Origin of the sequence: Myroides sp. C4067, assembly GCF_038039665.1 — a bacterium.
Classification (GTDB): domain Bacteria; phylum Bacteroidota; class Bacteroidia; order Flavobacteriales; family Flavobacteriaceae; genus Flavobacterium; species Flavobacterium odoratimimum.
In genome coordinates this window covers 109,224-121,289 of record NZ_JBBPHJ010000001.1, presented here as the reverse complement: position 1 = coordinate 121,289, position 12,066 = coordinate 109,224, and the positions used below count along the sequence as shown (strand labels likewise).

General features: G+C 35.4%; 10 protein-coding genes. 8 read left to right on the top strand and 2 right to left on the bottom strand.

Annotation, left to right across the window (positions count from 1 at the left end):
* Position 1: 1 nt before the first annotated feature.
* A complete protein-coding gene (locus tag AABL87_RS00600) occupies positions 2 to 310 on the top strand; it encodes a DUF3467 domain-containing protein (RefSeq protein WP_006259586.1) in 309 nt (102 codons plus the stop codon).
* Positions 311 to 453: 143 nt separating this feature from the next.
* On the opposite strand, the gene AABL87_RS00595 is transcribed toward AABL87_RS00600, so the two are convergent.
* Together AABL87_RS00595 and AABL87_RS00590 are read right to left on the bottom strand one after the other, a co-directional pair.
* Positions 454 to 822 carry a hypothetical protein gene (locus AABL87_RS00595; protein ID WP_016650375.1) on the bottom strand — a complete coding sequence of 123 codons (369 nt, stop codon included), beginning with the start codon at positions 820 to 822 and terminating at the stop codon, positions 454 to 456.
* Positions 819 to 1,412, bottom strand: coding sequence for a superoxide dismutase (locus tag AABL87_RS00590; protein ID WP_016650376.1), 594 nt, complete (start codon positions 1,410 to 1,412; stop codon positions 819 to 821). The genes AABL87_RS00595 and AABL87_RS00590 overlap by 4 nt, the downstream gene beginning before the upstream one ends.
* A gap of 211 nt (positions 1,413 to 1,623) precedes the next feature.
* Between AABL87_RS00590 and AABL87_RS00585 the strand changes: the two genes are divergently transcribed.
* The 7 genes from AABL87_RS00585 (at position 1,624) to AABL87_RS00555 (ending at position 12,062) form a co-directional block, all read left to right on the top strand.
* Positions 1,624 to 4,872, top strand: coding sequence for a SusC/RagA family TonB-linked outer membrane protein (locus tag AABL87_RS00585; RefSeq protein ID WP_039328545.1), 3,249 nt, complete (start codon positions 1,624 to 1,626; stop codon positions 4,870 to 4,872).
* A 17-nt stretch (positions 4,873 to 4,889) separates the two neighbouring features.
* On the top strand, positions 4,890 to 6,338 hold the full coding sequence (locus AABL87_RS00580) for a SusD/RagB family nutrient-binding outer membrane lipoprotein (protein ID WP_006262103.1): 1,449 nt from the start codon (positions 4,890 to 4,892) through the stop codon (positions 6,336 to 6,338).
* 708 nt (positions 6,339 to 7,046) lie between these two features.
* Positions 7,047 to 8,045, top strand: a complete 999-nt coding sequence (gene pdhA, locus AABL87_RS00575) for a pyruvate dehydrogenase (acetyl-transferring) E1 component subunit alpha (protein WP_006259581.1) — start codon at positions 7,047 to 7,049, stop codon at positions 8,043 to 8,045.
* Positions 8,046 to 8,055: 10 nt separating this feature from the next.
* Complete coding sequence (locus AABL87_RS00570; RefSeq protein WP_025124976.1) at positions 8,056 to 9,669, top strand: 2-oxo acid dehydrogenase subunit E2; 1,614 nt, start codon at positions 8,056 to 8,058, stop codon at positions 9,667 to 9,669.
* A 145-nt stretch (positions 9,670 to 9,814) separates the two neighbouring features.
* On the top strand, positions 9,815 to 10,747 hold the full coding sequence (locus tag AABL87_RS00565) for a M20/M25/M40 family metallo-hydrolase (protein WP_006259579.1): 933 nt from the start codon (positions 9,815 to 9,817) through the stop codon (positions 10,745 to 10,747).
* A gap of 1 nt (position 10,748) precedes the next feature.
* Positions 10,749 to 11,426 carry an SDR family NAD(P)-dependent oxidoreductase gene (locus AABL87_RS00560; protein ID WP_006259578.1) on the top strand — a complete coding sequence of 226 codons (678 nt, stop codon included), beginning with the start codon at positions 10,749 to 10,751 and terminating at the stop codon, positions 11,424 to 11,426.
* A 12-nt stretch (positions 11,427 to 11,438) separates the two neighbouring features.
* Complete coding sequence (locus tag AABL87_RS00555) at positions 11,439 to 12,062, top strand: SprT-like domain-containing protein (protein ID WP_006259577.1); 624 nt, start codon at positions 11,439 to 11,441, stop codon at positions 12,060 to 12,062.
* The last annotated feature ends 4 nt before the right edge of the window (positions 12,063 to 12,066 follow it).

Here is a 12,066-nt window from a genome sequence, read left to right as displayed (position 1 = left end):
TATGGAAAAAGAACAAGATCAATTTAGCCTTGAATTAGACGAGGCAACAGCAGAAGGAGTGTATTCTAATTTAGCGATTATCAATCATTCTAATACTGAATTTGTGGTTGATTTTGTTACCATAATGCCTGGAATGCCAAAGGGTAAAGTAAAGTCTAGAATTATTTTGACGCCTCAACACGCGAAGAGATTAATGACTGCTTTACAAGAAAATATCCAGCGCTATGAAGGTAGTAATGGAAGTATAGTTGATGTTGAAGCTACTGGTGAATTATCAGCTATAAAGTTTGGCACTAAAGGAGAAGCATAAATCCAATAGAATAGTTGATTTAACATCAACCAAAAGAAAAAGGTCTACATTTAATGTAGACCTTTTTTGTTTAAAAAGAGTTTTTTATTCTTGTCAATTTAGAATTATGGCTTTACTAATTAATGGAATAATCTCTTTTAGTTTTAAATATTATTAAGCTTCAGTTTGAAGTTAGCTAGTGTAATTGACATTTCATGATCTTTGCTTATAAGCTCTTTGACATTGTCAATATAATTGTTAAGCTTAGAGACTAGTTTTTTATACTTGTCAGTCTCCTGTTCTTTCCTATATAAGGTGACTAACCTCATAGATATATCTATGTATTGTAGATAGAGTTTAGGACCTGTTTTTAGATATGCTTTATAAGAAGCACATAATACTTCTAATCGACTTATGGCTTCGATATAGTAGTTAATAGCTAAACCATTATTTCCTTTTTGGAGCTGCTCATTAGCAAGTTCTTGCTTTAGTTGACAGCTTTTCTCTATGTGCATAATACATTCTATACTCATTTTACTAAATTTTTATTGACAAATTCCCAGTTGATTGCATTCCAAAATAATTGGATAAAGCTAGGCCTTGCATTTCTATGGTCTATATAATACGCATGTTCCCATACATCTATAGTAAGTAATGGCTTGTTTCCATAAACTATTGGTGTGTCAGCATCTTTTAGACTCATTAGTTCCAGTTTGTTTTCTGGAGTTAGTACTAACCATACCCATCCACTTCCAAATAATTTAGTCGCTTTGTCAATGAATTGAGTTTTTAGCTCTTCTAGAGATCCGAAGTACTTACCTATCATATCTAGTAGCTCTTCACTAGGCTGACCACCTTGATTAGGAGTAATAGATTTCCAAAAAAAAGAGTGATTAAAATGTTGTGCAGCATTGTTAAATATGGCTACTTCTCCTTCTGCTTGTGTACCTGTGATAATGTTCTCTAAACATTCATCTTCCCATTTCGTGTTTGTTATTAAATGGTTAAGGTTGTTTACATACGTTTGATGATGTTTTCCATAGTGATAATCGAATCCTTCAGTAGATATAAAAGAATTGAAAGAATTTTTATCATATGGTAAATCAGGAAGTTTGAATTTCATTATTTATAGTTTTATTTTTATTAGACAAGGCTAAATTAATAATTTAGATTATACTAAAAAATTATTTAGATATTTTTTTGTTTACAATTATATAACAATGATTAACTGTTTGGTAATCGTTAAACGTTGTGTCGACTAATGGCATTTCATTCTTTTGTGACTGTATTAAGTGGGGTATTTAGTACAACCAACAACAACACAATTTTAAGTAATGAAAAAAGTTAGACGTAATTGTCATCAAATTTGTTTGATTATAGGAAGTGTTTTATTGCTACAATCAAATTCATTATTCGCTTCTAATGTTTCAACTGATGCGTTAGATAGTATGACTACTAAATCTTCTTCAGAGCAAAGTAGTGGCTCGATCGTAAAGGGAAAAGTAATTGATAACCTTGGATTGACTTTACCTGGTGCAGTGGTTCAGCTGTCTGGATCTAAGCACATCACATCGACTGATCTAGATGGTAACTTCACATTATCTGTGCCTGATACTTTCTTAAAAGGTGAGATCATCATTTCTTTTATGGGATTTGAAGAGAAGAAAATGATTGTTAGTAAAGGTGATTTTGTGAATGTGACCTTAGTAGAGTCAAGCAGTATGCTTAATGAAGTTGTAGTAACGGCTTTAGGTATTAAGAGAGAAGAGAAGCAATTAGGGTTTTCCCAACAGACTTTGAACAGTGAACAACTTGATAATACTCGTTCTAATACTTGGTCAGATGCTTTAAAAGGAAAAGTGGCTGGTATGACTATGACCTCTGCTAGTTCTGGACCAATGAATTCGACACAAATTAAGTTGCGTGGTGATCGATCATTAAATGCTGATGCTAATGGGGCATTAGTAGTGGTAGATGGTGTGATTGTCAATAGTACTTTGTGGAGTAGTGGGGCGGGTGATTCTTATATTGGTACTGATGCTCCTGTAGATTATGGTAACGGTATAGCTGATATAAATCCTGATGATATAGAAAGTATCTCTGTGCTTAAAGGACCAGGTGCAGCTGCATTGTATGGTTCTAGAGCTAGTAACGGAGTATTAATGATTACTACTAAATCTGGAAAAAAAGACAAAGGATTAGGTATTTCTTTTAATTCTAATGTTAGTTTTGACGTGATTCAGAGATGGCCAAAATATCAATACGAATATGGTCAAGGTAGTGGAAATAGCTTTGACAAGGAAGGTAATCCTTATTACTCTTACGGCTTATCAGATGATGGTGCGAATACGGGAAGTACGAGTAGTGCATTCGGACCTAAGTTTGAAGGACAATATTACTATCAGTACGATCCTACAACAGAGACTCAGGGTGCAGAAAGAACCTTGTGGAGACCATATAAGAATAATATAAAAGACTTCTGGCGTACAGGTATTACTACCACTAACACTTTAGGTCTATCAGGCGGAAGTGATAAAGGAGATATTAGAACAACGATAACGCACTCTAAGAATGAGTGGATCATGCCTAACACCGGCTTCGATAGAACTACGCTGTCTACTAAGGCGAAGTATAATATCTCTGATGCAGTTACTTTAAATGCTAATGTTAGTTATACCAACAGAAAGAGTGATAACCTACCAGGTACAGGATATGGTAACCATACGATAGGATATTTTATGATCTTTCAGAATCCTAATGTTGACTTAGAATGGTATAGACCTATCTGGAAAAAAGATTATAACCAGACACAACAAATACATCCGTTTAGCTCATATATAGAGAATCCTTATCTAATCGCTTATGAGACGACTAATCCAGTAAATACAAACACTATAACAGGAAGCCTATCGACTGATATTACTCTTGCACCTAAATTAAAATTAATGTTGCGTGCTGCGTTGAACTCACGTAATGATAAACGTGAACAACGTAGACCTTATAGCACGACTAAGTTCGGTAAAGGATACTTTAGAACACAACAGATAAACTTCCAAGAGATCAATACTGATGTGTTATTAACTTATACAGATAATGACTCAGATATATTTACCTATAGTGGATCTATAGGAGGGAATATGCTTGATTCTAAATATCACAGTGTGACATCTTATGTAGACGGACTAGTTACGCCTGGTGTATATATGTTAGCGAATGGTATCAATAATCCTATCACTAATGTTCTAGATGACGACTATAAAGTGAACTCTGTCTATGGAATGGCTTCATTTGGGTATAAGAATATGGTATTCTTAGATGGAACTATTCGAAATGACTGGTCGAGTACATTGCCTAAAATGAACTGGTCATTTTTATATTCTTCATTAAATGCAAGTTTTGTGTTGAATGATATTTTTAGAATGCCTGCGAGTATTGATTACTCTAAATTGAGAGTGTCTGTAGCAAAAGTAGGTAATGGTACTAAACCATATCAAACGTTGAAATACTATTCTAATAGTGCTTTTGCGAGCTCTGCTACGTCTGCTACGACTTTACATAATGGTGAATTAAAACCAGAAGGAACTAATTCGTTTGAGATCGGATATGAGCACAAAATGTTTGGCAATAGATTAGGTCTTGATGTGACAGTCTATGAAACCAATACAAAAAATCAAATTATTACCGTACCATTAAATTATGTGACAGGATATAATAAGGCTGTAATTAATGGAGGAGATGTACGCAATAGAGGTATTGAACTAATGTTAAGTGGTACACCTATTAAGACAAAAGATTTCTCTTGGAACACCTCAGTGAACTGGGCTAAAAACAAGAATAAAATCTTAAGCCTAGCAGAAGAGTTCGAAGGAGGAGATCAACAAGTATTAGCTACATCTGGTACAGCATCTATTATAGCTAAAGTAGGAGGAACCACAGGAGACTTATACGGTTATAAATTTGTGAGAGATGATCAAGGGCAAATCGTATATACTGATAAAGGACTTCCTGAACAATCTAAAGAAATAGAATATATCGGTAGTGCTTATGCAGATTGGACGATGGGATGGACTAATACGTTTAAGTATAAAGGATTTAAGTTCAGCTTTACGATAGATGGGCAGTACGGAGGTAATGTATATTCACAGTCTCATCATAAGATGAGTGAACAGGGGAAACTAGAACACACTTTATACGGTAGAGAACAAGGATATATCATAGGAGATGGAGTAGTGAGAAATGGAGATGGTACATTCTCTCCTAATACGACTAAGGTAGACCCAGCTAGTTACTATAAAGAATACTATAGAAGAGCTAATCTAGAGTCTAATACATTCGATGCTTCTTACATCAAATTGAGAGAAGTGAGTTTTGAATATAATTTCTCTAAGCAGATATTAAATAAGTTACGCCTGAAGAAGCTAAGTGTGTCTGTATATGGACGTAATCTAGCGATGTTGTCTAACTTCCCGTTATTTGATCCAGAGACAGCAGCGTTAAATGGAGGTTCTATGATGCCAGGAGTAGAGATGGGGCAGATGCCATCACCTGCTACTTACGGTTTTAGCATTAAACTAGATATCTAATATTAAGAAAACGACAGATGAAAATCAAAAATATATTTTTAGGATTATCAGCAACAGTATTGCTGACTGTGAGTTGTACTTCTGATTTTGAAGAGAAGAATATTGATCCTAACCGTTTACAACAGATTAGCCCAGCAACGTTATTAAACCCTATCATCTATGAGATGGCTAGTCATAATATGTATCGCAGTTGGTCTCATAATAATCATTTAATGCAAGATATCGTGGTTTATCCTAGTGATGTACCAGGTATGCAACGATATGATTTAAGTGATGATGTAGGAGCGTCATCGTGGAATGCCTATTACAGATGGTTAAAGAATGCTAGAGACATGGAGTTTGAAGCGGTGAAGGTAGCAGATCCTAACTATGAAGCGATGGCTCTAACTCTAAAAGCGTGGATCACTTCTAACTTAACTGATTTATTTGGGGATGTACCTTATTTTGAAGCGTCTAAGGGAGAAGAGAAGATTCTATATCCAGCATTTGATTCACAAGAGAAGATATATGATAGTCTTTTAGCTGATCTAGAGAGAGCAAATAGCTTATATGATTTAAATAGGAAGTTAGTATATAATCCTGATATTTTATATATAGACTCAAAGACATATTGGGATGACTGGCAAAAGTTTACGAATAGTTTGCATTTGCGTTTATTGTTGAGAATATCAAATAAAGAAAATAAGAATGCATATCAACGTATGCTGACGATACTTAACGATCCAGATAAATATCCTATTATTAATGATGTGAAGTCACAGGCTAACCTAAAGATAACAGGGGTAACACCTAATATCTCTCCATGGAGTCGTATTCAAGATTTTACATTAAGTCGTAAGATGGCTTCTTTCTTTATTGATAATTTAAATGATTTTAATGACCCAAGGCTTCCATTATATGCAACAGAAGCATACAGAGTAGAAGGAAAGAAGAAAATATATATAGGGTATAAAGGAATACCTAGTGCCTTTGATGGTTCAGATTCACAGTTTGATTACGAAGCTTCTACATTGAATAATGTTATGGCGGCTAATCCTACAGAAGCACCTATACTAACGTATGCTGAAGTATTATTTATAAAGGCTGAGTTAGCTCAGAAGGGATACTTATCAGATGCTAAGAGCTATTATGAGCAGGCGGTGAAAGAGGCTATTACATCTAAGGGATTAGAGATGCCAACTAATTATTTTACTTTAGAAAGTACTAGGTATAATGGTACATTAGAGCGTATTATGTTGCAGAAATATTATGCATTGTATATGAACGATTATCAACAGTGGTTCGAATACAAGCGTACAGGATACCCTAAACTACCTAAGACAGAGTCAATGCTAAACGATGGGAATATGCCTAATAGATTCCCATACCCGATCAATATACGTACTCAGAACAAAGGTAATTATGAGAAAAAGGTAGCAGAGATGGGAGGAGATAATATTAACTATAAGATGTGGTGGCAAAATTAGTTTTGATTAGAACTACTTAGTTTATTCACTATTATAGATCATTAAGTAAGAGAGTGTTTATAGTGTATTATATATTTTATAATGTAGAAGAGAGCCTGTGAGAATAGGCTCTCTTCTTTTTTAGGTATTGCATGCAAACTTAGTATGAATTGGTACTAAAGTAATGCGAGTTGAGTCCGTAGTGAGTCCGTTATGAGTCCGTAGTGAGTCCGTTAAAACAAGGATAGAAACGGACTTAGTATGCAGGCAAGATAGAAGTGCGATTAACTGATCTGCACTAAGAGACAATGAATAGTCAAGGTTGATAGATGACAGATAATAACACTAGCAGATGGAGAATACTATAAATGAGCTATAATAGGAGTTTTTAGAAGATTTTACAGACTAGTTGCCCTTTATTCGAAAGGTGGTATAATTTATGTCTCTTTAAATGAGGTTGATATTAGCAATATTGAGGATGTTATAATAAGATTAAAAAAGCAAAAGAGGGATTTTTAGGTTTAAGTTTTAAAAAATAGAAATGTAAGTAAACGATCTAATTATAAGGTATTGTTAAATTAATTGTCTAAAATATTATCAAATCTAAAATACTTCAAATAAATTTTTCAGTCTAGTGTAGATATATTATTTTTGCTTCTCCACAGTAGTGTGGTTAAACGAGAAAGTCTGTATTTTAAACGGGAGACCGTTTATGAAAAGTAAAGTCATATGAGAGAAATTACAAAAGAAGTTTATCTAAAGTGGTATGAAGACATGCTATTTTGGAGAAAGTTTGAAGATAAGCTTGCTGCTTTATATATTCAACAAAAAGTGAGAGGATTCTTGCATTTATATAATGGGCAGGAAGCAGTATTGGCTGGAGCTTTACATGCAATGGACATGTCTAAAGACAAGATGATTACAGCATATAGAAATCACGTTCAGCCAATCGGATTAGGAGTAGATCCTAAGCGTATTATGGCTGAGTTATTAGGAAAAGGTACTGGTACATCACAAGGATTAGGTGGATCTATGCACATCTTTTCTAAAGAACACCGTTTCTATGGTGGTCATGGTATCGTAGGGGGGCAAATTCCTCTAGGAGCTGGATTAGCATTCGCTGATAAATATTTTGACAGAAATGCTGTGACTATGTGTTACTTCGGTGATGGTGCAGCACGTCAAGGGTCTTTACACGAGACATTTAATATGGCTATGAACTGGAAACTACCAGTAGTATTCATCATTGAGAACAATGGATATGCTATGGGGACTTCAGTAGAGCGTACAGCTAACCATAGTGATATTTGGAAATTAGGTTTAGGATACGAAATGCCTAGTGGACCAGTAGATGGTATGAACCCTGTAAAAGTAGCTGAAGCTATGTACGAGGCTATCGAAAGAGCTCGTCGTGGAGATGGACCTACTTTATTAGAAATGAAAACATACAGATATAGAGGTCACTCTATGTCAGATGCTCAACACTACCGTACTAAAGAGGAAGTAGAAGAGTACAAAAAAATAGACCCAATTACACAAGTATTAGATGTAATTAGAGAAAAAGGATATGCTACTGAAGCTGAGATCGAAGCAATGGATCAAAGAGTAAAAGATTACGTGGCTGAGTGTGAGAAATTCGCTGAAGAGTCTCCATTCCCAGAGAAAAACGTAATGTATGACGTAGTATACGAACAAGAGAATTACCCTTTTATCCCTCACAGATTATAATAAAAAGAACATGGCAGAAGTAATTACAATGCCACGCTTAAGCGACACGATGACAGAAGGTGTTGTTGCAGCATGGTTAAAAAAAGTTGGAGATAAGATTTCTGAAGGAGATATCCTTGCAGAAATTGAAACAGACAAAGCAACAATGGAGTTTGAATCATTTAATTCAGGTACATTGTTATATATTGGATTACAAGAAGGTGAATCTGCTCCTGTAGATTCGTTACTTGCTATTATAGGAAATGAAGGTGAAGATATTTCTGCTTTAATCAGTGGTGCGGGTAATGCTGCTCCTGCTGCTGAGGCTGCTGCTCCTGTAGCAGAGGCTAAAGTTGAAACACCAGCTCCTGCTGCGGCTGCTATGCCTGCTGGAGTTAAAATCATTACTATGCCTCGTCTTAGTGATACTATGACTGATGGTACAGTAGCTACTTGGATTAAAAAAGTAGGTGATAAGGTTCAGGAAGGTGATATCCTTGCAGAAATCGAAACTGATAAAGCTACTATGGAGTTCGAAGCTTTTGAGGCTGGAACTTTATTATATATTGGTATTAACGAAGGTGAGTCTGCTCCTGTTGATAGCGTATTAGCGATCTTAGGGCCAGAAGGAACTGACGTATCAGCTGTAGTTGCATCTGCTCAAAACGGTGGTACTTTCGCTGCTGAGGCTCCTGCTACGGAGGCTCCTAAGGCTGAAGAACCAAAAACTGTAAGTGTGGAGGCTGCTACTTCTACTAATGGGAGAGTATTCATTTCTCCATTGGCTAAGAAAATTGCTGAAGATAAAGGAATAAATATTACTGAGGTGAAAGGTTCAGGTGAGAATGGACGTATCATCAAACGCGATATTGAAAACTATACACCTGCTGCTAAAACTGCTGCTCCTGAAGCTGCAGCTACTGCTACTGTACCTGCTGTTAAGGCATTCGTACCAGCTGGAGAAGTAAGTGTAGAGGAAGTGAAAAACTCACAAATGCGTAAGACGATTGCTCGTCGTTTAGCTGAGTCTAAGTTTACTGCTCCTCATTACTATTTAACTATCGAGTTAGACATGGATAATGCTATTGAATCTCGTAAGATTATCAATAACTTACCTGATACGAAAGTGTCGTTTAACGATATGGTAGTGAAAGCATGTGCTATGGCACTTCGCAAACACCCTCAGGTGAATACACAATGGACTGATAATGCAACTATCTATAACAACCACATCAATATCGGTGTAGCTGTAGCTGTAGAGGATGGATTAGTAGTACCAGTATTACCATTCACAGATCAAATGTCTTTAACTCATATCGGTGGTAAAGTAAAAGAATTAGCTGGTAAAGCTAAGACTAAAAAACTTACTCCTGCTGAGATGGATGGAAGTACATTCACTGTGTCTAACTTAGGTATGTTTGGTATTCAGTCATTTACTTCTATTATTAACCAACCAAACTCTGCAATTCTATCAGTAGGTGCTATTGTAGAAAAACCAGTAGTGAAGAATGGTCAAATCGTAGTAGGTAATACAATGACAGTAACTCTAGCATGTGACCACAGAACTGTGGACGGTGCTACAGGTGCTCAGTTCTTACAAACATTTAAAGATTATGTAGAGAACCCAGTGACTATGTTGGCGTAATCTAAATAATAATATACTTAAGCCCTTATTCTTTTGAATAAGGGCTTTTTTATTGGTGATAATTTATGGTGTATGCTTGATATACAGTAGAATTTATTTTCTATAGTTGATTACCTTTTTGTATTTTTGATAAAAATATTTATAAATGAGAATTTTAAGCCTATTGGCAGCAGTCTTATTAGTTGGATGTGCTACTACTAAGACACCATCTGTTGTTAAAGCTAATGCTGAACAAAAGAATATTAAAGAAACATTATATTATTTAGCTTCTGATGAGTTACTAGGTAGAGATACTGGTACAGAAGGAGGTAAAATGGCTGGAGAGTACTTAGCTAAGCGATTAGAAGAGTACAAGATTAAGCCTTATTATAGTTCTTATAACGATACGTTACAGAATGTAGCAGATGCTTGGAATATCGTAGGAGTTATACCAGGTAGTGATGAGACTTTAAAAAATGAGGTAGTGGTGTTAGGTGCTCATTATGATCATATCGGAATAGAAAAGCCTGTAGATGGGGATTCTATTGCAAATGGAGCGAATGATAATGCTGCTGGTACAGCTATCCTGTTAGAGTTAGCACGTAACTTGAAGTTGCAAAATAATAAGCGTACAGTACTTGTGGCATTCTTCACAGGAGAAGAGAAGGGACTATGGGGATCTAAGCATCTAGCAGAGCGTTTAAAGAAAGAAAATGTGAATGTGGTATCTATGCTTAATTTTGAAATGTTAGGGCTGCCAATGAAGAGAGATTATATGACTTATCTTACAGGGTATGATCTATCTACTATGGCAACTAAGTTAAACGAATTGGCAGGGAAGCCTATTGTAGGTAAATTAGAAAAGGCTGAGGAGTTTAATTTGTTTAAGCGTTCTGATAATTATCCTTTCTATCAAATGTTTAAAGTACCATGTCAAACATTTAGTTCTTTTGACTTTGAAAATTATGAATATTACCACCATGTAAAGGATGAAGCTCATTTAATGGATTTAAATTTTATGACTTCTTTTACACAAGATATAATACCGGTTGTGAACAAACTTGTTAATTTAGCTCCGGGAGAAATAAGAATGTATTAAGATGAAAAATGTAATTGTTACAGGGACAAGTAGAGGTATTGGACTAGAGTGCGTACAATGGTTGTCAAAATTAGGTCATAATGTATTGGCTGTATCTAGAAAAATATCAGATAAACTTATTGATTTAGATAATGTTACTTGTTTAGCTGTTGATATAACTAAAGAAGAGGACATTCAGAAGGTAGTTGCCTTTGTACAGGACAATTGGGAGCATGTAGATATCCTGATTAATAATGCAGGGGCTATCGTGAACAAACCTTTTGAGGAGATCACACAAGAAGATTTTCAGTATGTATATAACGTGAATGTATTCGGTGCTGCTCGTCTAATGCAAGTTACTATCCCATTTATGAAAGTGAATAGTCATGTGGTATCAGTAAGTAGTATGGGAGGAGTGCAAGGAGTATTAAAATTCGGAGGATTAGCTGCCTATAGTTCTAGTAAAGGGGCTATCACTATCTTAAGTGAGTTGCTAGCTGAAGAGTATAAGGATAAGGGAGTATTCTTTAATGTAGTAGCTTTAGGAGCAGTACAGACAGAGATGTTAGAAGAGGCATTCCCTGGATATCAAGCTCCACTTATGCCAGATGAAATGGCTGAGTATATCGTGAATTTTGCGATACATGGAAATAGATTTTTTAATGGGAAGGTGTTGCAAGTGTCTACTACTACCCCTTAAATAAAAATGTAATTGATAGAGAAGCTAAAGCCATATTTACCAGAACAAGCAGTTGAACCTGTATTTGAATTGATAAAACACTATCATGTGCATCTAAAGATTGTACATGAGAGAGTTACACGTCATGGAGATTATACTCGTAATCACGATGGGAAACACATTATAACGATAAATTCTAACCTGAATCCTTACCGTTTTTTGATGACCTTGATTCACGAGATAGCTCATTTAGTGGCTTATCAGAAGTATAGAGGAGGAATAAAACCGCACGGAGTAGAGTGGAAAAGCACTTTTCAATTATTAATGTTACCCTTTTTAAGAGAAGAAGTGTTTCCTAGTGCATTATTACCTTTGTTAGCAAATCATTTTAGAAACCCTTCTGCTAGTAGCGATACTGATGAGAAGTTATCTATAGCGATGAGAAGGTATGATGTGCAGGATATAAATAATAACAATTGTTTTATATATGAAATCCCTTTAGGGAGTCATTTTAAAACGTATAACGGAAAGATATTTAAGCGTGGTCCTATACGGGTAAAACGCTTCGAGTGTTTAGAAGTTTCAACGGGCAGAATGTATACTTTTAAAGCAAATGCTGAAGTAGAGTTGTTGACCCATTATGTTGTAAATAGATAAAGAT

Coding starts and splice junctions, on each gene's coding strand:
- AABL87_RS00600 (WP_006259586.1), top strand. CDS start 2: ATGGAAAAAGAACAAGATCAATTTAGCCTTGAATTAGACGAGGCAACA.
- AABL87_RS00595 (WP_016650375.1), bottom strand. CDS start 822: ATGAGTATAGAATGTATTATGCACATAGAGAAAAGCTGTCAACTAAAG.
- AABL87_RS00590 (WP_016650376.1), bottom strand. CDS start 1,412: ATGAAATTCAAACTTCCTGATTTACCATATGATAAAAATTCTTTCAAT.
- AABL87_RS00585 (WP_039328545.1), top strand. CDS start 1,624: ATGAAAAAAGTTAGACGTAATTGTCATCAAATTTGTTTGATTATAGGA.
- AABL87_RS00580 (WP_006262103.1), top strand. CDS start 4,890: ATGAAAATCAAAAATATATTTTTAGGATTATCAGCAACAGTATTGCTG.
- pdhA (WP_006259581.1), top strand. CDS start 7,047: ATGAGAGAAATTACAAAAGAAGTTTATCTAAAGTGGTATGAAGACATG.
- AABL87_RS00570 (WP_025124976.1), top strand. CDS start 8,056: ATGGCAGAAGTAATTACAATGCCACGCTTAAGCGACACGATGACAGAA.
- AABL87_RS00565 (WP_006259579.1), top strand. CDS start 9,815: ATGAGAATTTTAAGCCTATTGGCAGCAGTCTTATTAGTTGGATGTGCT.
- AABL87_RS00560 (WP_006259578.1), top strand. CDS start 10,749: ATGAAAAATGTAATTGTTACAGGGACAAGTAGAGGTATTGGACTAGAG.